The organism is Streptomyces sp. CA-146814, from assembly GCF_050942385.1.
Classification (GTDB): Bacteria; Actinomycetota; Actinomycetes; order Streptomycetales; family Streptomycetaceae; genus Streptomyces.
In genome coordinates this window covers 6736198-6755939 of the sequence record NZ_CP192068.1, presented here as the reverse complement: position 1 = coordinate 6755939, position 19742 = coordinate 6736198, and the positions used below count along the sequence as shown (strand labels likewise).

Sequence of the window (19742 nt, the reverse complement as noted above, 5' to 3'; positions counted from 1 at the left end):
TCGCCCCTGTGGTCCCCCACCCGTTCCCCCCTTCACCCACCTGCTCACCCCTACGGAAAAGATCGGCGGCAACGAGATGCGGCTGCGCGCACTGCTGGAGACCGACGCGCTGGGCCTGCGGCTGCTCGGCGGCGAGGACGAGCTGGACCGCACGGTCCGCGGCGTCATGACCACCGACCTGCGCGACCCCAGCCGCTACCTCTCGGGCGGCGAGCTGGTGCTGACGGGGCTCGCCTGGCGCCGGGACGCGGGCGACTCCGAGCCGTTCGTACGGATCCTGGCGGGCGCCGGGGTGGCCGGGCTCGCGGCGGGCGAGGCGGAGCTCGGCGACATCCCCGCCGACCTGGTGGAGGCGTGCGTCCAGCACCGCCTGCCGCTCTTCGCCGTCAACGAGACGGTGGCGTTCGCGACGATCACCGAGCATGTCGTGCGCCAGGTCTCCGGTGAGCGGGCGGGCGATCTGGCGGCCGTGGTGGACCGGCACCGCCGGCTGATGACCTCGGGCCCGGCGGGCGGCGGCCCGGAGGTGGTCCTGGACCTCCTCACCTCGGACCTCGACCTGCGGGCCTGGGTCCTCTCCCCGACCGGCCGCCAGATCGCCGGGGCCGGCGCGCCGCTGGCCGGTCAGCTCGGCGCGGTCCTGGCCGGCCACCACCTGGCCGCGACCCGCACCGGACGCCGGGGCCCGTACCGGGCGGCCGTCGCCGGTACGACGTATTCGCTCTTCCCGATCCGCAACACCGGCCGGGGCGCGGTCCCGGCCGCCCGGGACGTCCGGGAGTCGGTGCTCTCCGACTGGCTGCTGGCCGTCGAGGCGGACGCCTCGGACTGGCCCGCGGCCCGGCTCGACCTGCTCCAGGGCGTCACGCAGCTGATCGCGGTCGAACGCGACCGCCGGGACGCGGCCCGTACGGTACGCCGGCGGCTCGCCCAGGAGGTCCTGGAGCTGGTCCAGGCGGGCGCGGCTCCGGCCGAGATCGCCGCCAGGCTCCGCGTCGCCGCGCCGGTCCTGCTGCCGGGCCTCGGGGTGGCGCCGCAGTGGCAGGTCGTGGTGGCCCGGGTCGACTGGACCGCCGGGGAGACGACGGGGCCCGCGGGCGTCCCGGGCGACGTCGCGGGCGGCCCGGTGGCCCAGGCCCTGCTGGAGGAGATCCTCGTCGACCCGGCGGTCAGCGGCCCCGACTCCGCCGACCGCATCGCCGTCGCGCACACGGGCGAGGAGGCCATCGCCCTCGTACCGCTTCCGGCCGTGCCCGCCCTCCTCCCCGAGACGGTAGGCCACCCCACCGACAACGCTGACAACACCGACAACGCCGACGACACAGTCGGCGCGCCGCAGGACCCCGCGCTGCACGCCGACGCGCTGCTCGCCTCCGTACGCGAACCGCTCTCGGCCGGACTCGCCGACGACGGGCGGCTGACCCTGGGTGTCAGCGCCGCCGTGCACTCGGCGGAGGGGCTGCGCGGCGCGCTGGAGGAGGCCCGGCACGCCCGCCGGGTGGCGGCGGCCCGGCCGGGACGGGTCTGCGCGGCCGGCCACCACGAGCTGGCCTCGCACGTGCTGCTGCTGCCGTTCGTCCCCGACGACGTCCGCCGCGCCTTCACCGCCCGGCTGCTGGACCCGCTGCGCGACTACGACCGGCGCCACCGCGCGGAGCTGATCGAGACGCTGGAGGCCTTCCTGGACTGCGACGGCTCCTGGACCCGCTGCGCGGCCCGGCTCCACCTCCACGTCAACACTCTGCGCTACCGCGTCGGCCGCATCGAGCAGTTGACGGGCCGTGACCTTTCGCGGCTGGAGGACAAGCTCGACTTCTTCCTCGCCCTGCGCATGAGCTGACCCGTGCGCCCCACCGGGCGCCGGTGAGCTCCCCCCGTTTGTGAATTCCTTCACCTGACATCGGTCGGACCTCTTGGCCCGGCGGGCCGATCCGTGCTGAGATTCGGCGGTACTCAACAGCACAATGGCGCGCTCGGGGAGGGCAATGTGGCGGATACCGCCATGTCTGGTTCCGGAACGACAGCAGATGACGATCCGCCGCTCCAGACAGCGGTATGGCGGCTGCGGTCCCGCGCCTGTTGGACGGATGCCGCCGCCCTGCTGGAGCCGCACGCGCTGACCGACCCGGCGGCGGCGATCCAGCGCACCGCCCTGCTGACCGAGCGCTGTCTCTACACCGGCGAGGGCTGGACCGACGCCGAGGACGCCCTGCGCGCCGCCGAGGCGCTGGCCCGCAGCGACGACGAGCGCGGCGGGGCCGCCTGCGAACGGGGCCATCTCGCGTACGCCTCCACTCTGCTGGGCGTACGGGACCGGGCCGACGAGGCGAGCGTCGCGCTGAGCCGGGCGGCGGCGCTGCTGGCACCCGGCGCACCGGGCCGGCCGCTGCTGGACTTCCGGCGCGGGCTGATCGCCCAGAACATCGCGGACTCGCCGCAGTCCGCGCGCGCCGCGTACCGCCGGGCGCACGCCGGGGCGGCCGCGCGCGGCGACGAGCTGCTGCTCTCCTTCACCTGGCGCCACCTCGCCGCCCTCGCGCTCCAGGAGGGCGAGCTGGCTGAGGCCCGGCACGGGTTCGCGGAGTCGCTGCGGATCCGGGAGGAGTTGGGCTACCTGGTCGGTACGGCCCCGGCGCTGATCTCCCTCGCGGAGGCGGAGCCCGAGCCGGAGGCGGCGGCCCGGCTGCGCGCGGAGGCGGGACGGCTGTTCCGGCTGCTCGGCGGTGTGCCGACGTGGCTGGCGCCGCACCTGGGGGTGCCGGGACCACGGCCGGCGGCGGCCACCTGAGGGCCGCTGCCCGCCCGGACGGTCAGCCCTCCGCCCCCGTGAAGTGCTCCCGTACCAGGGCCTGGACGACCACCAGGTCCTGGGCGATCAGGGCGTCGAGCAGCGCGGTGTGCTCGGCGGCGTCCGCCAGCAGGTCGGCACGGCGGGTGGCCGGGCCCGCGACCAGCGGCCACTGCGAGCGGCGGTGCAGCTCGTCGGCGACGGTCACCAGCTGCTCGTTGCCGGCCAGGGCGAGGACCGCGCGGTGGAAGGCCCGGTCGCACTCGGCGTAGCCGGCCCGGTCGCCCACCGCCGCCGCCGTGACCGTCGCGTCGGCCAGCGGACGCAGCGCGCCCCACCGGTCGGCCGGGACGGTGCGGGCCAACCGGAGCATCACCGGTACCTCGATCAGGGCACGTACCTCGGCCAGCTCCGCCAGCTCGCGGGGCCCGCGCTCGCTGACCCGGAAGCCGCGGTTCGGCACCACCTCGACGGCGCCCTCGACCGCCAGCTGCTGCATCGCCTCGCGCACCGGAGTCGCGGAGACCCCGAAGCGGGCGCCGAGCGCGGGGGCGGAGTAGACCTGGCCGGGGATCAGCTCGCCGTCGACGAGCGCGGTACGCAGGGCCTCCAGGATCTGGCCCCGGACGGAGTGACGGATCACACGTGGGGCGGGCGGCTCGCTGTGGGTGTGCTCGCCGCGGGCGCGGTCCACGCCGTCGGCCCGGTCCGCGTCCTGCGGACGGCCGACGCGCAACTGTTCGGGAACCCGGCCGGTCACCGGGGTGCCCGCGCACGCGCCGGGCTCGTACGGCGGCCGTACGCCCTCTCGCGCGCTGCTCTGCTCCACCCGGACCTCCTAGGGGGGCTTGCGGGCCGGGTCGCGTGCGCCCGGCCCCCCGTGCACGATAGAGGGAGGAGGCTGCAGTTCAAACATCGATCGCGTCGGGTAAGGTAAGCCTTACCTCAAAACGATCCCGATTCGGCGGTCCCTGAATGACGCTCACCCCGCTGCTCGCCGGCGCCGCGACGTCCCCCATGACGGCCGCGTACGCCCGCCTGACCGAGGTCTTCCCCGGGCTGCGCGCCGAGGTGCTCGACGAGGGCTCGAGCGCCCCGACGGGCGCCGGCTGGGTCGGCGCGGCCGAGCTGGCGGCCGGCGGAGCGGCCGTGGACACCTTCCTGGCCTGGGACGACGCGCAGGTGCTGCGGGACTACGGACAGCAGGCCCGCCCGGACGTGGTGGCCAGCTTCGGCCTCCACCGGTACGCCTGGCCCGCCTGCCTGCTGGTGACCGTGCCCTGGTTCCTGCACCGCCGGGTGCCGCGCATCCCCGTCGACGACGTCGCCTTCCAGCGGGCGCTGGGACACCTGACCGTCCGGGTCCGCGCGTTCGCCTGCCTGCCGGACGACCCGGCCGCGTCCCTGCCCGGCGCCCGGGTGGTCCCGGACGAGGCCGCGCTGCGGGCCGAGGTCCTGGCCTCGCTCACCGAGCACCTGGAGCCGGTGCTGACGGGGTTCGGACCGCGCATGCGGCGAGGGAAGCGGGCGCTGTGGGGGATGGCGACGGACGAGATCGTCGAGGGCCTCTGGTACATCGCGCACCTGCTCGGCGAGGAGCGCCGCGCGATGGCCGAGCTGGAGCTGCTGCTCCCGGGCACCACGAAGCCGTACGTCGGCACCGCGGGCTTCCGTGAGCTGACCGGGCCCGAGGGCCAGTCGCTGCCGACCCGGGACCGGGCGAGCTGCTGCCTCTTCTACACCCTGCGCCCCGAGGACACCTGCGTCACCTGCCCGCGCACCTGTGACGCGGACCGGGTGCGGAAGCTCGCCACCGCTTCCTGATCCGCACCGCGTCCACACCGCCCGTCCGGGGGACGTGGAATCGAACGCAACTCGTTTGATCCGAGCGGTGGTTCGAGAAGATTCCACCCATCGATAAGCTCTCCCACCCCCATGGCGTGCTCTTGTCCCGAAACCCGCGGAGCGGGACGGGAATTCCGTCACGATGGCGCACGAAACGCCCTACGTGACGCAAGGGACCGCGCATGAGACTGACCGACATATCGCTTGACTGGCTGCTTCCGGGCGCCGTGCTGCTCGTGGGGGTCATGGCGGCGGTGACGGTGGTCGCACGCGGCAAGCGTGCCGCCGGCAAGGCCGCGGCCGACGACTCCTGGGAACGGAGCGAGGAGCGCCGCCGGCGCAAGGAGGCGCTCTACGCCACCGCCAGTTACGTCCTGCTGTTCTGCTGCGCGGCGGTCGCCGCCGCGCTCTCCTTCCACGGGCTCGTCGGCTTCGGCCGGCAGAACCTGAACCTGAGCGGCGGCTGGGAGTACCTGGTCCCGTTCGGGCTGGACGGCGCCGCGATGTTCTGTTCCGTGCTGGCCGTACGGGAGGCGAGCCACGGAGACGCGGCGCTCGGCTCCCGGCTGCTGGTGTGGACGTTCGCCGGGGCCGCCGCCTGGTTCAACTGGGTGCACGCACCGAGGGGCATGGACCACGCGGGCGCTCCGCACTTCTTCGCGGGGATGTCCCTCTCGGCGGCGGTGCTCTTCGACCGCGCGCTGAAGCAGACCCGCCGTGCGGCGCTGCGCGAACAGGGCCTGGTGCCCCGTCCGTTGCCGCAGATCCGGATCGTCCGCTGGCTGCGGGCGCCCCGGGAGACCTTCGGCGCCTGGTCGCTGATGCTCCTCGAAGGCGTACGCACGCTGGACGAGGCGGTCGACGAGGTGCGGGAGGACCGCAAGGAGCAGGAGCAGGACCGGATCCGCCGCAGGGAACAGGCCAAGCTGGACCGGGCCCGGATCAAGGCCCTGAACCGGCAGAACCGGGCCTGGGGCCGCGGCCGCCTCGGCCACCAGATGGACGTCCAGGCCCTCGCCCCGGCGTCGGGCGGCACCGCGCCGCCCGTCGCGGAGCCCGCCATAGCAGAGCCGGGTCAGCTGCCTCTGCGACCCCGGCCATCCCTGCAAGCCGTCGGCCAGAAGCAACCGGCGGACGGTTCGAGCTCTAAGAGCCTTGGCCCTTCGAACCCGGGAAGTGACGCGCGGACGGTCGACCTCACCGCGGAGGACGACACCCAGGCACTCCCCCGGCTCGACTCGCTGGAACAGAAACTGAAGGATCTGGAGCAGCAGTACACGGGGTCATGACCCGCACGCGTGCGGCGGAGGGACGTATCAGATCCCTTCGCCGCGCAGCTCGAACCAGACCACCTTCCCCAGGGCCCGCGCCTCGACCCCCCAGGCGTCGGCCAGACTCCGCACCAGGATCAGCCCCCGGCCGTGCGTACCGTCGTCGGCGTTCGGTACGTACGGCGCGGGCAGGTCCGCCTCGAAGTCCTGGACCTCCACGCGCAGCGCGGCGGGAGTCGCCGTCGCGGTGACCACCGCCCCGTGCCGGGTGTGGATCAGCGCGTTGGTCACCAGCTCGCTCACCAGCAGCTCCGCCGCCTCGATCCGTTCGGGGCCGGAGCGATGCCGGAGGAACTCCCGCAGCTCGCGCCGGACTTCACCGACCGCCGACCGTTCCGTATGGCCCACTCTTCGGTGCATCCGAGCCGGCTGCTGCGGCACCGTCCCCGGCCTCCGGCCCCGAGGGCCGCGCCCCTCGCCGGCCTGGGCCCTCTTCTGACGCTTCACCGTTTCCCCCGCCCGCACAGCGATCCGACCTCCTCTGTCCCGGCCGTCCGTCGAACAGCCTCACGGGATGCATGCCCCTGTACGCACACAGTCACGCTTGCCGGTGCGTCGATATGAGCGCGGGCGGAGGCAGCGGGGGGCGCACGGGGAGACTCCGTACCGTGCGTGCCGTCGGCGGAGCTCAGGGCGGCGCCCGGGGGCGCACCGGCTCAAGGGCGGGGCACGTTACGGAGGTTGGAGCGGGCCATCTGGAGCATCCGGCCCACGCCGCCGTCGAGCACGACCTTGCTCGCGGAGAGCGCGAAGCCGGTGACCATGTCGGCCTTGATCTTCGGCGGGATGGAGAGCGCGTTGGGGTCGGTCACCACATCGACGAGTGCCGGGCCCTTGTGCTTGAAGGCGTCCTTCAGCGCGCTCTCCAACTGCTTGGGCTTCTCCACGCGCACCCCGTAGGCGCCGCAGGCGCGGGCCACGGCGGCGAAGTCCGGGTTCTTGTTGGTGGTGCCGTAGGCGGGCAGTCCGCCGACCATCATCTCCAACTCCACCATGCCGAGAGAGGAGTTGTTGAAGAGGACCACCTTCACCGGCAGGTCGTACTGGACGAGGGTGAGGAAGTCGCCCATCAGCATGGAGAATCCGCCGTCGCCCGACATCGCCACGACCTGCCGGTCGCGGTCCACGAACTGCGCGCCGATCGCCTGCGGCAGCGCGTTGGCCATCGAGCCGTGGCTGAACGAACCGATCACGCGCCGACGGCCGTTGGGCGTCAGATAGCGGGCGGCCCAGACGTTGTTCATCCCGGTGTCGACGGTGAACACGGCGTCCTCGTCGGCCATGTCGTCCAGCACGGAGGCGACGTACTCGGGGTGGATCGGGGTGTGCTTCTCGACCTTGCGGGTGTACGCCTTGACGACCCCCTCCAGCGCGTCGGCGTGCTTCTTCAGCATCCGGTCGAGGAACTTGCGGTCGCTCTTGGGCTTCACCCGGGGTGTCAGACAGCGCAGCGTCTCGCGCACATCGCCCCAGACCGCGAGGTCCAACTTGGAGCGCCGGCCGAGGTGTTCGGGCCGCACATCGACCTGGACGATCTTCACGTCGTCCGGGAGGAACGCGTTGTACGGGAAGTCCGTGCCGAGCAGGATCAGCAGATCGCACTCGTGGGTAGCCTCGTAGGCGGCGCCGTAACCGAGCAGTCCGCTCATGCCGACGTCGTACGGGTTGTCGTACTGGATCCACTCCTTGCCCCGCAGCGCGTGCCCGACCGGCGACTTCACCTTCTCGGCGAACTCCATCACCTCGGCGTGGGCGCCGGCGGTGCCGCTGCCGCAGAACAGCGTCACCCGCTTGGCCTCGTCCACCATCCGGCAGAGCTTGTCGATCTCGTCGTCGCCGGGCCGGACGGTCGGCCGTGAGGTGACCAGCGCGTGCTCGGCGGTCTTCTCCGGCGCGGCCTTGGAGGCGATGTCTCCCGGCATCGTCACGACGCTGACGCCGCCCTGGCCGATGGCGTGCTGGATGGCACTCTGGAGGAGGCGCGGCATCTGCTCCGGGTTGGAGATCATCTCGTTGTAGTGGCTGCACTCCTGGAAGAGGAGCTCCGGATGGGTCTCCTGGAAGTAGCCGAGCCCGATCTCGCTGGAGGGGATGTGCGAGGCGAGGGCGAGGACCGGGGCCATCGAGCGGTGCGCGTCGTACAGGCCGTTGATGAGGTGCAGGTTGCCGGGCCCGCAGGATCCGGCGCAGGCCGCCAGGTTCCCGGTGATCTGGGCCTCGGCTCCGGCAGCGAAGGCGGCGGTCTCCTCGTGCCGGACATGGATCCAGTCGATGGCCGAGTTACGCCGGATGGCGTCCACGACGGGGTTCAGGCTGTCGCCGACGACGCCGTACAGGCGCTTGACGCCCGCCCTGGCGAGGATGTCGACGAACTGCTCCGCCACGTTCTGCTTGGCCATGGGTGCGCACCCTTCCCTTGCCCCGTGCTCCGTGCACTGTCGGCTGTCCGGACTCCGGAGGCCGAAACATCGGCCGGACGTGCGGCCTCCGGAGTCCATCAACCCATGGCGTGCGCGGTTACGCCTCCCAGACCGCCGCGCACGTGCGGTCGTCGGCGTACCCCTTGATCCGGAGCTGGGTGTCGGCGAGGAAGGCGGGCAGCCCGGGCGGCCCCGGCGGCCCCCAGCGCTCGGCCAGCTCGTCGGGCAGCTCCGGTTCGTCCCGCATCGGTTCGGCCAGCCCGTTGCTGCACAGCAGCAGCGTGTCGCCCGGACGGGCCACGGAGGCCCGGAACCGGAAGAGTTCGGCGGGCGGCGGGGCGGGGCCGTCGCTGTACGGGGACGGGGGCGTGGTGATCTGGAGGTCCATGGTCAGCCGGTCACCGTCCGGCCCCTCCTCGCTCACCCCGGACGCGGCCTCCTCCGGAATCACGGGCTCCAGGTCCTGCCAGAGCCCGTCACGAAGGCGGAACAGTCCACCGCTTCCGACGCCGAAGAAGACCCGGGTGCGGCAGTCGGGGTCGGCGGAGAGCAGCAGACACCGCAGGCTGGTGGTGTACTCCCCCGGTTCCAGGCCGAGTTCGGCGGCGCGGGCGCGGAGTCTTCCGTACGTACGGTCGGTGAGCCGGTGCAGCCCCGACTTCAGGTCGGCCCGGCGGCCGGCCCTTATGTCCTCGGAGAGCCGGGCGTGGCTGCGGGCCACCGCACCGCCGATCCAGCGGCACGCGTCGGCCGCCGCGAGGTGCGCCCCTTCGCCCGCCCGAACGCCTCCGGCCACGGCGACGAGCACCAGCGCGCTCTCGGCCGCACCGAACCGGGCCGTGAGCAGCGCGTCCCGCCGGGGCTCACCCCGGAACCGCGCCGAATCGCCCCGCACGGAGGCGGCCCGCAGGGTGTACGTCCCGTACCGCGCACCGTCCAGCACGGTGTCGGGGACCAGCTCGTCCAGGTTCTCCGAGGTGGCGGCGGGCAGGGCGGCGGGTTCGGCGTCGTAGGTGGGCGGCCGGTCCCCCAGGTGGTCGACGAACGGCCGGGCCCCACCGCCGCCGTCGGCCGGAGCGTCGCTCGCGGCCCAGTCCGGCGGGAGCGTGTCCAGGGCGCCGGGGTCGCGCGCGGTGGCGGTTTCGGCGGCCGGAGAAGCGGCCGGAGGAGCGGTCGGCGGCTCGGGCTCGGGCGGCTTCGGCGCGGCGAAGGTGCGGGGGCCGGGCGGGCCGGCGGGCGCCTCCCAGGGAGCGGGAAAGGCGGTGTTGCGGGGACCGGGGACGGCGGCCCGAGAGGCGGCCGGGACCGGCTCCGGCGTCGGCTCCTGGGACGGCGGCGCCTGTTCGCGGTAGGGGTCCCAGGCTGTGCGGGGATCCGGTCTCACCTCCGGCAACGGCTCCGGCTCCGACGCCGGCTCCACCACCTCGCTCACCGTGTCCGACACGGAGTCGAAGCGGTCGTCGAGGCTGTCGGGTGCGCTGCTCGGACCGGTGTCCGGCGCGGTCTCGTCGTACAGCTTCCGCCACCAGTCGTCCTCATGGGCGGCGGGCTTCTCCCCCTGCTGACTCATGCCCTTATTGTCCACCGCGAAGGCGGCCCGAAAACGGGACATCAGGAAAAAGTGGCCCGCACATGAGGTCCGCCGGACGACCCCACCCCCCACGGGAAGGACGCCCGGCGGACCGGTCGGTGTGATCATCGGATGTGCAGGTCGTCGGTACTGGAGTGGCGCAACACTGGCAGAGGGACCAGGGGTACAGGGGATGATGTGCGCGGCGGGTTTACGCCGTGGCCCTTTTCCGCCACGGCGAACCGGCCGGAACGGGCGCTGCGACGCGCGATCACGACACCGGGGAGGGTCGGGAGATGCTGGGGGCACTGGGTCTCGACGAGAGGCAGGAAGCCGCGTACCGGGCGCTGGTGGCGGCGGGAGCGGCGGAACTCTCCGATCTCGCGCACCGGCTGTCCCTCCCGGAGGCGGACGCCGAGCGGGTGCTGCGGCGGCTGGAGCAGCAAGGTCTGGCCGCCCAGTCCTCGGCCCGCCCGGGCCGCTGGGTGGCGGCCCCGCCGGGCGTGGCGCTGGGGGCCCTGCTGATCCAGCAGCGCCACGAGCTGGAGCAGGCGGAGCTGGCGTCCGCGCTGCTGGCGGCGGAGTACCGGGCCGAGGCGAGCGAGCCCGAGGTGCACGATCTGGTGGAGGTGGTGACCGGCTCGGCGGCGGTCTCCCAGCGCTTCCACCAGTTGCAGCTGGGAGCGGCGTCCGAGGTGTGCGCGCTGGTCACCGGGAAGCCGATCGCGGTGACCGGTATGGAGAACGAGTCGGAGGAGCGGGCGGCCTCGCGCGGGGTCGCCTACCGCGTGGTCGTCGAGCGCGAGGTGCTGTCGCTGCCGTCGGGGATCCTGGAGCTGTCGGCGGCGCTGAGCCGGGACGAGCAGTGCCGGGTGGTCGACCGGGTGCCGACGAAGCTGGTGATCGCCGACGGGACCACGGCGATGGTCCCGCTGACCGGGCGCGGCGCCGAGCCCGCCGCCCTGGTCGTGCACGCCAGCGGGCTGCTGGAGTCGCTGATGGGCCTCTTCGAGGCGGTGTGGCGGGAGGCGATGCCGCTGCGGCTGGGTGAGGGCGACGGCGGGGTGCACGAGGACGGCGTCGGCCCCGACCCCACCGATCTGGAGATCCTCTCGCTGCTGCTGGCCGGGCTGACCGACGCCAGCGTGGCCAAGCAGCTGGAACTGGGGCTGCGGACCGTGCAGCGCCGGGTCAAGGGGCTGATGGAACTGACCGGGGTCTCCACCCGGCTCCAGCTGGGCTGGCATGCGTACGAGCGGGGCTGGGTCGCCCGTTCCGCGCCGCCCGGACCGCCATCGGTGCAGGTGGCGGGGGTGCGCTGACCGCGCGGAGCGGTGCACTCTCCGGCAGGCTGGTCGGATGAGTGTGTGGCAGCTCGTCGGCGTGGGCCTGGTCATGCTGCTGGGCCTGGTCGGGGTCCTGGTACCGGGCGTGCCGGGCCAGGCCATCGTCTGGGCGGCGGTGCTGTGGTGGGCGCTGACGGACATGACCCCGACGGCCTGGGGTGTCCTGATCGGCGCAACGGCCCTGATGCTGGTGAACCAGGCCCTCAAACCGCTGCTGCCGCCGCGCCGCCCGGGTGAGTCGGGCGCGCCCCGCCGGACGGTGATGATCGGCGGGGTCGCGGGGATCGTGGGGTTCTTCGTGGTGCCCGTGGTGGGCGGCATCGCGGGGTTCGTGGGGGCGATCTACGGGGCGGAGCGGCTGCGGCTGGGCAGCCGTGGCGCGGGCTGGACGTCGGTGCGCTCGGTCATGCGGGCGACGGGCTACGCGGTGCTGGTGGAGCTGTTCGCCTGCCTGCTGGTGGCGGGCGCCTGGCTGGGCGCGCTGATCTGGGGCTGACGGTGCCCGGTGTCAGGAGCGGGCCGGTGGGCGGCCGTCTCCCGATGGCGTACGGCGTACGAGCGCCACGGCCGCCACCGTTCGGCCCCCTCCGTCCCGTACGGATCCACATCCGGATCGCCGAGCGCCCGCATCCGGATCAGCGCGGCGGTCCGCCGGTCCACTCCGGGCAGCGCGGCGAGCGTCCGTTCCGCCTCCTCGCGGTCGGCCCCGGCGTCCAGCCGCAGCTCACCGTCGGCGAGCGCGGTGGCCAGGGTCCGCAGGGCGGGTTCCGGGACGGCACCGGCCAGGACGCCCGCCTCGGGGAAGACATGGGTGAGCGCGCCGCACGGCAGGTCCAGCACCTTCCCGTACCGCTCGACCAGCTCCGCCGCGCGCTCCCGCCCGACCAGCGCCCGTACGGCCTCCTCCTCCGGATCCGCCGCACCCGGCGAGCGCAGCCCGGGGCGGGCGGCGACCAGCGGGGCGAGCCGGGGGTCGGTGGCGAGGGCCTCGTCGACGGCGTACGGATCGGCGTCCAGGTCGAACAGCCGCCGCAGCCGCTGTACGGCGGTGGTGAGGTCGCGCAGATCGGTGAGGTGGATCCGGGCCTCCAGCCACGGTCCGGGTGAGGCCTCGTCGACGGCGGTGATCCCGGTCCCGTACGGCAGCCGCAGCGTACGCCGGTAGGTGCGGCGCCCCGGCGGTCCGCCCAGCTCCTCGACCCGGGCCACGGCCTGCTCACCCAGCAGGTCGAACATCGCGCCGGTGGCGTACGGGCCCCGATGTGCGAGCCGCAGCGGGATCCCGGCCCGCAGCCCCGTGGCGCGGCCCCCGCCGAGCCCGGTCCCGGCCTCCGCGCGCAAGGCGCTCGGGGTGCGGGCGTAGATGCGGCGGATGGTGTCGTTGAACTGGCGGACGCTGGCGAACCCGGCCGCGAACGCGATCTCGGTGACCGGCAGGCCGGTGGTCTGCAGGAGCACCCGGGCGGTGTGGGAGCGCTGGGCGCGGGCGAGTGCGACGGGTCCGGCGCCGAGCTCGGCGTTGAGCTGGCGCTGGACCTGCCGGGCGCTGTAGCCGAGCCGTCCGGCCAGCCCGGGGACGCCTTCGCGGTCGACCACGCCGTCGCCGATCAGCCGCATGGCGCGGCCGACGACATCGGCGCGGACGTTCCACTCGGCCGAGCCGGGCACGGCATCGGGGCGGCAGCGGCGGCAGGCCCGGAAGCCGCCTGCCTGGGCGGCGGCCGCCGTCGGATAGAAGCGCACGTTGGCGCGTCGGGGGGTGACGGCGGGGCAGCTCGGCCGGCAGTAGATGCCGGTGGTGGTGACGGCGAAGAAGAACGCGCCGTCGAACCGTGCGTCGCGGCTGCTCACCGCCTCGTACCTGCTCCTGTCGTCCATCACACGGTCCAGTGTGCGGCAGCCGCCGCTGCCGCACTCGCGGTTTTCGGACGTCGCGTACGACGGTGGCTACCGCACCCGGCCACCGCGCTTGGCCTGCCCGGCCGCGCGTCCCTCGGCGCCCTTGCGCTTCCAGTCCTTGAGGATCTCCGAACGGACCCGGGCATCGGTCTTGGCCACGATCCGCTGGTTCTCGCGGAGCAGCTTGCGGTAGCTCTCCAGCCGCCGGTCGGGCAGGGTGCCGTCCGCCAGCGCGGCGAGGACCGCGCATCCGGGCTCGCTCGCGTGGGCGCAGTCGTGGAACCGGCAGCGGCCCGCCAGCTCCTCGATCTCCGCGAACAGCTCGCCGACCCCGGTCCCGGCGTCGAAGAGGCCGACCCCGCGCAGCCCGGGGGTGTCGATGAGGACACCGCCTTGCGGCAGGACGAGGAGGTTGCGGGTCGTCGTGGTGTGCCGGCCCTTGCCGTCGACGTCCCGGGCGGCCTGCACCTCCATCACGTCCCGGCCGAGCAGGGTGTTGGCGAGGGTGGACTTGCCGGCGCCGGAGATGCCGAGCAGCACGCTCGTACCGCCGGAGACGACGGCGCCGAACACCTCAAGGCCCTCACCGGTGGTGGAGCTGACGGGAAAGACCTGGACGCCGGGCGCGACGGCCTCGATGTCCTGGACGAGGTGGGACAGGGTGACCGGGTCGGGCACCAGGTCGGCCTTGGTGAGCAGCACGATCGGCTCGGGCCGGTGCTCACCGGGACCGTAGCCGTCGCTCAGCAGCGCGGCCCCGTCGGAGCTGGACAGGGCGAGCGCGAGGAAGCGCTCGATCCGTCCGAGGTCCAGCTCGACGGCGAGCGAGACGCAGATGACGATGTGGTCGATGTTGGTGGCGAGCACCTGGCCCTCGGACCGCTCCGACGAGGTGGAGCGGACGAAGGCGGTCCGGCGCGGCAGCAGCGTACGGACGAACCGCGGATCGCCGTCCGCGTCGAGCGCCACCCAGTCACCGGTGCAGACGATCCGCATCGGGTCGCGCGGCACCACGAACGCGGTGTCGGCCCGGACCGGGCCGTCGGGGGTGATCACGTCGCACCGGCCACGGTCCACGCGCACGACGCGTCCCGGCACGAGGCCCTGCTCGGCGTGAGGGGAGAAGGCGGCCGCCCAGTCGTCGTCCCAGCCGTACGGAGTCAGCGGGTGCGAGGAGGACGGAACCGGAAGAAACGAGAAAGACAAGGGAAACCCTTCACAGGGTGGCCCCGGCACCGCGCGCTCGGCGCGGAAGTTCGGTGGAGTGGGTCAGCCGGTGGCCACGGGGGTGGGAACGATGCTCTTCTGGTTGTGGGCAGTGCCCATCGCAACGACAGTCATCAATGTCCTCACCTCCTGGTTCCTCGGGTTCTGTTTCCTCGGTGTCCGACGCGGCTCACCATAGCCGCGCCGCTCCCGACGGCGTCAACAGGTTTTCCGGTGCCCGCGCCGGAGTTACCCCGTGATCTCCCTGATCTCCACCGATCTCCCCCGATCGGGTGATACGCATGCATAGCGACCGGTCCGGGGCCATTAGGGTGCCGGTCATGACCACACCTCAGACCTCCCTCGGCACGTTCACACCCGCCCAGTTGGGCACCCAGATCCTGATCGGCTGGAGCAGCCGGCAGCCCGGCGCCGACCAGGACACCGCCTACCTCCTCGCCTACTCGCTCGGCGACGGGCAGGACGGGCCGGAGGCCGGCCGGAACGCGCTGCGCATCGCGCTGGAGCGGGCCGGTCTCCAGGTCGGCGGCCCGATCCAGGACGCGGCCGAGGCGCCGGGCATCCAGGCGAAGCTCCTCGTCCAGGCGGGCCAGGCCGTCCTGACGATGCCTCACCTCAAGTCGCAGTACCCGGCGCCCGCGGAGTGGCTCGCGGCCGCGCTCGGACAGGGCCAGGTGTACGGGATGTTCGCCACGGCCCCGTGGCCGGAGGCCGTTCCGGGGCAGCCGGTCAGCGAGGACCAACTGCGGGCCTTCGCGGCGAACGAGGAGGTCGTCCGCACCGCCGCCCACTGCCTGCTCCCGGTCCGCTCGATCGGCTGACCTGCGCCCGCCACCCGGGCATGACGGTGCCCACCACCCCCCGTGGAGTGGTGGGCACCGTCGCGTCACGGTGGCCCCGCGACAGGCGCGGTACCGCGACAACGAGGGCGGGCGGCCCGGAGAGTGAACCCCGGACCGCCCGCGCTCGAAACGTCAGGCTGTGGTGCGTCAGTTGTTGCCGACGCCGTTGCCCGAGAGAACCGGGATGTCGTCCAGGATGTGCGACAGGGGCTCGTCACCCTTCGCCTGGGTCGAGTTGTCGGTGCACTGCTGGTTCTGCGGGTTGGACAGGACGTTGACGTCCTGGACCGTGATCGGCACGAGGCCGACGAGCGAACCGACGTTGACCTTGGCGGGCAGGCCGACGCAGAGCTTGTTCAGGGTGCCCTGAACGAGCTGGTTCTGCGGGCTCCAGTCGCCTTCGGTCTCGGCGTTGCCGATCTCCGACTCGGCACCGTTGCCGTTGACGGTGGTGGTGCCACCGTCGTTGCCGATCGCCATGGCCGTGGGAGCCGCGACTGCGGACAGGCCGAGCAGGGACACGGCCACTGCGGCGCCGGCCATCATCTTCTTCATCAACTTCACCTTTCGGAGCGTCCCGTTGTGGAACGTACTGATCAACTGCCGGGACCCGGATCGGTTGCGCAGTACCACTCAAATGGGTTCGTTCCGGCGCAAGGTCGACGCCGCTGCCCAGTGACCTCGGGCCTCAGCCGCCGGATGCCTCGCCGGACGTGCGGGCCGCCGGTACGAAACCGGCGCCGTGGCGGAGGACGGGTTCCGGCCCTGGTTCGGACATCGGGTGGTCGCGTCCGGCGGCCTGCCACTCGGCGACGAGCCGGTCGTAGATCGGCGTGGAGCCCGGTGCAGGCCACGGCTCTCTGCTCTGCGAGGTCTGACTGTCGTACGGATCCATGGAGGGGCCTTACCCGGCCCGGCGCGGATCGTCAGCCGGGGCTACGGCATCCGGCCCAAGCGTGTGCCCCGTCCGGAGGGCCCTCCACACGGCGAAGGGCCAGCCGGGTCCGGTCGGGCGAAGAACGGTCGCCGTACGGACGGGCTGGCCCCACGCGGGTCACGCGGTGCGGACCGGAGCTATCCGGTCTCAGTTGTTGCCGGCACCGTTGCCCGAGAGGATCGGGATGTCGTTCAGCAGGTGCGACAGAGCCTCGTCACCCTTGGCCTGGGTGGAGTTCTCGGTGCACTGCTGGTTCTGCGGCGAGGACAGGACGTTGATGTCCTGGACCGAGATCGGCACCAGACCGACCAGCGAACCGAGGTTGGCCTTGGCCGGCAGCGCGATGCAGGGCTTGTTGAGCGAGCCCTGGATCAGCGCGAACTGCGGGCTCCAGTCACCGTGGGTGGCGGAGTTGCCGTAGGCCTGCGAGGCGCCGTTGCCGTTGACGGTGGTGGTGCCGCCGTCGTTGGCGATCGCCATGGCGGACGGGGCGGCCGCGGCGGAGACGCCGACGACGGAGACGGCAACCGCTGCCGAGGCCATGATCTTCTTGAGCATGAGAGAGCCCTTCCGGGGAGTGATGCGGTGATGCGGATCGGTGAAGGAACCAGGAGGAACGGTCGTTCCGCGGCGGTCAGCCGCCGAGGGGAACGCCCCCGAGCAGCGGAGCGGCACTCTCGGCCGCCCCGGTCGCCTGGCCCGCCAGCTTGCCGACCGTGCCGTCCTTCGAGACCGTTTCGGTGGTCTCGGCGACGGTGTCCACCAGCGGGTTCACGACCTGCGGGGCGCTGGCCATCACCTGGTTGAGGCCGCTGTCGAGGCTGAAGTTGGGGGCCGTGGGGACAGTAGCGGCGAACGCGGGAGCGGCCGTTCCGAGGGCAGCCACGGAGCCGACAACGAGTGCGGCGGTCTTCGCGTACTTCACTTTTTCTGGTTCCCTTCTGCGCGGCGTCTGCTTCGGTCACGTCTCCGTGCCGCACACAAGCTTTCTTTACCTGTGACTTCCGCCGCTTTCCTCAGGGATAACGATCAGGCCGGGTGGGAGAAACTGTGCCCGTGCGACTTTCTCCCACCGAGGGTGCGGGGAATTGCGGCGGGCAGAGCAAAGGCCCCGGGCGGCCGATGCCGTCCCGGGGCCGACCGGTTCCGGGCGCGGGGCCCGGCCGGTCAGATGCTCACGCGTTGACGCAGGTGTTACCGAAGGCCGGGTTCAGCAGGCCGATCACGTTGACGGTGTTACCGCAGACGTTGACCGGGATGTGCACCGGCACCTGCACGATGTTGCCGGACAGCACGCCCGGGGAGCCCGCGGCGATGGCCTCGGCGCCCGAGTCGGCCATGGCCGGCGCGGCGGCACCCATCGCCATGAGCGTACCGGCGGCGACTGCGGCAACCTTGGTGTACTTCACTTTGTTTATCCCTTTCCTCGGCGGAGTCCGGTGCGGTCACGACTGTCGTGTCCGCCCGAGCCAGGTCCTGATCGCTCGCGACTCCGGCGCTGTCCTACGTAACGATGAACATCCGGGTTCGAAACTGTTCCACGGGCGGATTCCCGGATATCCGCCCGAATGCCGCAACGGCCGTCGGGCCGCGCGGCGGAAATGCGGCCGGAGAGGCCGTACCGCATTCCCGGTGAAACGACGGGCCCGAGCCGCTCGGTGGAGGAACGCCGATGGCCCGGGCCCGAGTCGAGCGGCTGCGGATCAGCCGTTGCCGGCACCGTTGCCCGAGAGGATCGGGATGTCCTCCAGGATGTGCGACAGGGCCTCGTCGCCCTTGGCCTGGGTGGAGTTCTCGGTGCACTGCTGGTTCTGCGGCGAGGACAGGACGTTGATGTCCTGGACCGTGATCGGCACGAGGCCGACGAGCGAGCCGAGGTTGGCCTTGGCCGGCAGCGCGATGCAGGGCTTGTTCAGCGAGCCCTGGATGAGCGCGAACTGCGGGCTCCAGTCACCGTGGGTCTCGGAGTTGCCGTACGACTGCGAAGCGCCGTTGCCGTTGACCGTCGTGGTACCGCCGTCGTTGGCGATCGCCATGGCCTGCGTCGAGCCGAGCCCGAGGATGGAGGCGGCGACAGCGCCCGTAGCAAGAACCTTCTTGATCACGATTAACCCTTCTCGTACCGGTCGCCCCGTGGCGGGGCCCCCTGATCAACTCGGGGCCGGGTGTTTGGTTCCGTGCATTCACCCGAATGCCGGGCACGGGGGCGCACTGCGCGGGAGTGCGACCGGTCCGCGCCCGTGCGCGCCTTTAACACCACCTCTGTTCGCACGACCATCTGTTCGTGAAGGAATTGCGGAAGCGGCGCCCGGCGCGCTCCTCCGAACGGGTCGACCTGCGTGGATCGCCCTGTCGCGGCGTGCCCATCGCCGCGCATCCCGCATGACGGTCAACACCGTTGATCATGAGCAAAGTTGAGGCTGAATCGTTTCGCTTCAACGGTAGCGGGGTCAGAGGGCGGTTCACTCCATCCATCCGTTCGGGTGATTACACAATTCCCACGCGCCCCCGAGTTTCCCGCGCGCCCGCCGCTCGTTAGGGCAATCGTCCAGCGCGCATGTGTAACGACTTCGACCATGGCTTCGCGTGGGGGTGGCCCGGGGGGTCCGTCACGACAACGGCACCGCCCGACGGCTCCGCGCGCGAAGCACCCACGCGATGTCCTCGCGAATGTCCTAAGGAAGGGCAAGTAATGCGACAGGCCTTGAACAAAAGCATGATCGTCATGGCGGCCACGTCGGGCCTCCTGGCCGTGGCCGGCGGTGCCGCACACGCCGACTCCTCGGCCGAGGGCGCTGCCGTCGGTTCCCCGGGCGTCGGTTCGGGCAACGCCGTGCAGGTGCCGGTGCACGTCCCGGTCAACGTGTGCGGCAACACCGTCAATGTGATCGCCCTGTTGAACCCCGCGTTCGGCAACTCCTGCGCGAACGTGAGCGATCCGAAGGACCACTACCCGCCGACCGAGCCGCCGGTCGAGGAGCCCCCCACCGAAGAGCCGCCGACGGAGGAGCCCCCGGTCGAGGAGCCCCCGACGGAGGAGCCGCCCACCGAGGAGCCCCCGACCGAGGAGCCTCCCACCGAGGAGCCCCCGGTCGACGAGCCCCCGACGGAGGAGCCGCCGGTGGACGAGCCGCCCACCGAGGAGCCCCCGGTCGACGAGCCCCCGGTCGACGAGCCCCCGACCGAGGAGCCGCCGGTCGACGAGCCCCCGACCGAGCAGCCCCCCGTCGACGAGCCGCCGGTCGACGAGCCGCCCACCGGACAGCCGCCCACCGACACCCCCGGATCGAACAACCCCGGCCCCAACACCCCCGGTACGCACACCCCCGGCTCCGACACTCCGGGCCTGGCCGACACCGGTGCGGCCGGTCTCGGCCTGGCGGCAGGCGCCAGTGCCGCGATGCTGCTGGGCGGGACGGTGCTGATGCGCCGCACCCGTAACGCGCGGGACTGATAGGCCACCCGCCGCAGGAACGAGGTCCGGCCGGACAGCGGGGACTGTCCGGCCGGACCTTCTCCACGCCCGGGAGCGCCCGG

Annotated in this window: 20 protein-coding genes; 8 read left to right on the top strand and 12 right to left on the bottom strand. The window is 72.7% G+C overall.

All coding sequences use genetic code 11. The features are described 5' to 3' along the window. Window positions 1–76 precede the first annotated feature (76 nt). Window positions 77–1840, top strand: coding sequence for a PucR family transcriptional regulator (locus tag ACQP09_RS29880; RefSeq protein ID WP_433405273.1), 1764 nt, complete (start codon window positions 77–79; stop codon window positions 1838–1840). Window positions 1841–2002: 162 nt separating this feature from the next. Continuing rightward, on the top strand, window positions 2003–2788 hold the full coding sequence (locus ACQP09_RS29875) for a hypothetical protein (protein WP_433405271.1): 786 nt from the start codon (window positions 2003–2005) through the stop codon (window positions 2786–2788). Between the two features lie 22 nt (window positions 2789–2810). Here ACQP09_RS29875 and ACQP09_RS29870 read toward each other — a convergent pair whose 3' ends face one another. Then, window positions 2811–3617: a GntR family transcriptional regulator gene (locus ACQP09_RS29870; RefSeq protein ID WP_433405269.1), complete on the bottom strand. Its 807-nt coding sequence runs from the start codon at window positions 3615–3617 to the stop codon at window positions 2811–2813. A 146-nt stretch (window positions 3618–3763) separates the two neighbouring features. Between ACQP09_RS29870 and ACQP09_RS29865 the strand changes: the two genes are divergently transcribed. Continuing rightward, a complete protein-coding gene (locus ACQP09_RS29865) occupies window positions 3764–4612 on the top strand; it encodes a (2Fe-2S)-binding protein (protein WP_433405266.1) in 849 nt (282 codons plus the stop codon). Between the two features lie 203 nt (window positions 4613–4815). After that, a complete protein-coding gene (locus ACQP09_RS29860; protein WP_433405263.1) occupies window positions 4816–5922 on the top strand; it encodes a DUF2637 domain-containing protein in 1107 nt (368 codons plus the stop codon). 27 nt (window positions 5923–5949) lie between these two features. On the opposite strand, the gene ACQP09_RS29855 is transcribed toward ACQP09_RS29860, so the two are convergent. The 3 genes from ACQP09_RS29855 to ACQP09_RS29845 form a co-directional block, all read right to left on the bottom strand. Then, window positions 5950–6324: an ATP-binding protein gene (locus ACQP09_RS29855; RefSeq protein WP_433405261.1), complete on the bottom strand. Its 375-nt coding sequence runs from the start codon at window positions 6322–6324 to the stop codon at window positions 5950–5952. Window positions 6325–6620: 296 nt separating this feature from the next. After that, entirely contained in the window at window positions 6621–8363 is a 1743-nt protein-coding gene (locus tag ACQP09_RS29850; RefSeq protein ID WP_433405258.1) for a pyruvate dehydrogenase, read from the bottom strand. Between the two features lie 118 nt (window positions 8364–8481). Next, the gene (locus ACQP09_RS29845; protein WP_433405255.1) at window positions 8482–9954 is read right to left on the bottom strand and encodes a protein phosphatase 2C domain-containing protein; all 1473 of its coding nucleotides are present in this window, start codon (window positions 9952–9954) and stop codon (window positions 8482–8484) included. 296 nt (window positions 9955–10250) lie between these two features. Here ACQP09_RS29845 and ACQP09_RS29840 point away from each other — a divergent pair, with 296 nt between their 5' ends. Beyond that, window positions 10251–11276, top strand: coding sequence for a helix-turn-helix domain-containing protein (locus tag ACQP09_RS29840; protein WP_433405252.1), 1026 nt, complete (start codon window positions 10251–10253; stop codon window positions 11274–11276). Between the two features lie 37 nt (window positions 11277–11313). Further along, window positions 11314–11796, top strand: coding sequence for a DUF456 domain-containing protein (locus tag ACQP09_RS29835; RefSeq protein WP_432150772.1), 483 nt, complete (start codon window positions 11314–11316; stop codon window positions 11794–11796). On the opposite strand, the gene ACQP09_RS29830 is transcribed toward ACQP09_RS29835, so the two are convergent. Then, window positions 11721–13178, bottom strand: a complete 1458-nt coding sequence (locus ACQP09_RS29830; protein ID WP_433406807.1) for a DNA-3-methyladenine glycosylase 2 family protein — start codon at window positions 13176–13178, stop codon at window positions 11721–11723. The genes ACQP09_RS29835 and ACQP09_RS29830 overlap by 76 nt on opposite strands. Window positions 13179–13247: 69 nt before the next feature. Then, window positions 13248–14405 carry a ribosome small subunit-dependent GTPase A gene (rsgA, locus tag ACQP09_RS29825; protein WP_433405248.1) on the bottom strand — a complete coding sequence of 386 codons (1158 nt, stop codon included), beginning with the start codon at window positions 14403–14405 and terminating at the stop codon, window positions 13248–13250. A gap of 341 nt (window positions 14406–14746) precedes the next feature. Here rsgA and ACQP09_RS29820 point away from each other — a divergent pair, with 341 nt between their 5' ends. Then, window positions 14747–15247 (top strand): DUF5949 family protein, encoded by a 501-nt coding sequence (locus ACQP09_RS29820; protein WP_433405246.1) that lies wholly within the window; start codon window positions 14747–14749, stop codon window positions 15245–15247. Between the two features lie 168 nt (window positions 15248–15415). Here the strand turns inward: ACQP09_RS29820 and ACQP09_RS29815 are convergent, their stop codons facing one another. The 6 genes from ACQP09_RS29815 to ACQP09_RS29790 all read right to left on the bottom strand — a co-directional run bounded on the left by ACQP09_RS29815 (window position 15416) and on the right by ACQP09_RS29790 (window position 18310). Next, a complete protein-coding gene (locus tag ACQP09_RS29815) occupies window positions 15416–15823 on the bottom strand; it encodes a rodlin (RefSeq protein WP_432150769.1) in 408 nt (135 codons plus the stop codon). A gap of 133 nt (window positions 15824–15956) precedes the next feature. After that, window positions 15957–16163 carry a hypothetical protein gene (locus ACQP09_RS29810; protein ID WP_433405242.1) on the bottom strand — a complete coding sequence of 69 codons (207 nt, stop codon included), beginning with the start codon at window positions 16161–16163 and terminating at the stop codon, window positions 15957–15959. 189 nt (window positions 16164–16352) lie between these two features. Beyond that, window positions 16353–16763, bottom strand: a complete 411-nt coding sequence (locus ACQP09_RS29805; RefSeq protein ID WP_432150767.1) for a rodlin — start codon at window positions 16761–16763, stop codon at window positions 16353–16355. Between the two features lie 76 nt (window positions 16764–16839). Further along, window positions 16840–17130 carry a hypothetical protein gene (locus ACQP09_RS29800; RefSeq protein ID WP_404067577.1) on the bottom strand — a complete coding sequence of 97 codons (291 nt, stop codon included), beginning with the start codon at window positions 17128–17130 and terminating at the stop codon, window positions 16840–16842. Window positions 17131–17380: 250 nt separating this feature from the next. Then, a complete protein-coding gene (locus ACQP09_RS29795; RefSeq protein ID WP_093686515.1) occupies window positions 17381–17614 on the bottom strand; it encodes a chaplin in 234 nt (77 codons plus the stop codon). 294 nt (window positions 17615–17908) lie between these two features. Beyond that, complete coding sequence (locus ACQP09_RS29790; RefSeq protein WP_073881655.1) at window positions 17909–18310, bottom strand: rodlin; 402 nt, start codon at window positions 18308–18310, stop codon at window positions 17909–17911. 587 nt (window positions 18311–18897) lie between these two features. Between ACQP09_RS29790 and ACQP09_RS29785 the strand changes: the two genes are divergently transcribed. Beyond that, window positions 18898–19659 (top strand): chaplin, encoded by a 762-nt coding sequence (locus ACQP09_RS29785; RefSeq protein ID WP_433405237.1) that lies wholly within the window; start codon window positions 18898–18900, stop codon window positions 19657–19659. Window positions 19660–19742 lie beyond the last annotated feature (83 nt).

Excerpts from the sequence above, each read along its gene's own strand:
- ACQP09_RS29815 (WP_432150769.1), bottom strand. The coding sequence starts at position 15,823 with ATGAAGAAGATGATGGCCGGCGCCGCAGTGGCCGTGTCCCTGCTCGGC.
- ACQP09_RS29850 (WP_433405258.1), bottom strand. The coding sequence starts at position 8,363 with ATGGCCAAGCAGAACGTGGCGGAGCAGTTCGTCGACATCCTCGCCAGG.
- ACQP09_RS29805 (WP_432150767.1), bottom strand. The coding sequence starts at position 16,763 with ATGCTCAAGAAGATCATGGCCTCGGCAGCGGTTGCCGTCTCCGTCGTC.
- ACQP09_RS29855 (WP_433405261.1), bottom strand. The coding sequence starts at position 6,324 with ATGCACCGAAGAGTGGGCCATACGGAACGGTCGGCGGTCGGTGAAGTC.
- ACQP09_RS29830 (WP_433406807.1), bottom strand. The coding sequence starts at position 13,178 with ATGGACGACAGGAGCAGGTACGAGGCGGTGAGCAGCCGCGACGCACGG.
- ACQP09_RS29860 (WP_433405263.1), top strand. The coding sequence starts at position 4,816 with ATGAGACTGACCGACATATCGCTTGACTGGCTGCTTCCGGGCGCCGTG.
- ACQP09_RS29785 (WP_433405237.1), top strand. The coding sequence starts at position 18,898 with ATGCGACAGGCCTTGAACAAAAGCATGATCGTCATGGCGGCCACGTCG.
- ACQP09_RS29865 (WP_433405266.1), top strand. The coding sequence starts at position 3,764 with ATGACGCTCACCCCGCTGCTCGCCGGCGCCGCGACGTCCCCCATGACG.
- ACQP09_RS29835 (WP_432150772.1), top strand. The coding sequence starts at position 11,314 with ATGAGTGTGTGGCAGCTCGTCGGCGTGGGCCTGGTCATGCTGCTGGGC.
- ACQP09_RS29875 (WP_433405271.1), top strand. The coding sequence starts at position 2,003 with ATGTCTGGTTCCGGAACGACAGCAGATGACGATCCGCCGCTCCAGACA.
- ACQP09_RS29820 (WP_433405246.1), top strand. The coding sequence starts at position 14,747 with ATGACCACACCTCAGACCTCCCTCGGCACGTTCACACCCGCCCAGTTG.
- ACQP09_RS29810 (WP_433405242.1), bottom strand. The coding sequence starts at position 16,163 with ATGGATCCGTACGACAGTCAGACCTCGCAGAGCAGAGAGCCGTGGCCT.
- ACQP09_RS29845 (WP_433405255.1), bottom strand. The coding sequence starts at position 9,954 with ATGAGTCAGCAGGGGGAGAAGCCCGCCGCCCATGAGGACGACTGGTGG.
- ACQP09_RS29840 (WP_433405252.1), top strand. The coding sequence starts at position 10,251 with ATGCTGGGGGCACTGGGTCTCGACGAGAGGCAGGAAGCCGCGTACCGG.
- ACQP09_RS29880 (WP_433405273.1), top strand. The coding sequence starts at position 77 with ATGCGGCTGCGCGCACTGCTGGAGACCGACGCGCTGGGCCTGCGGCTG.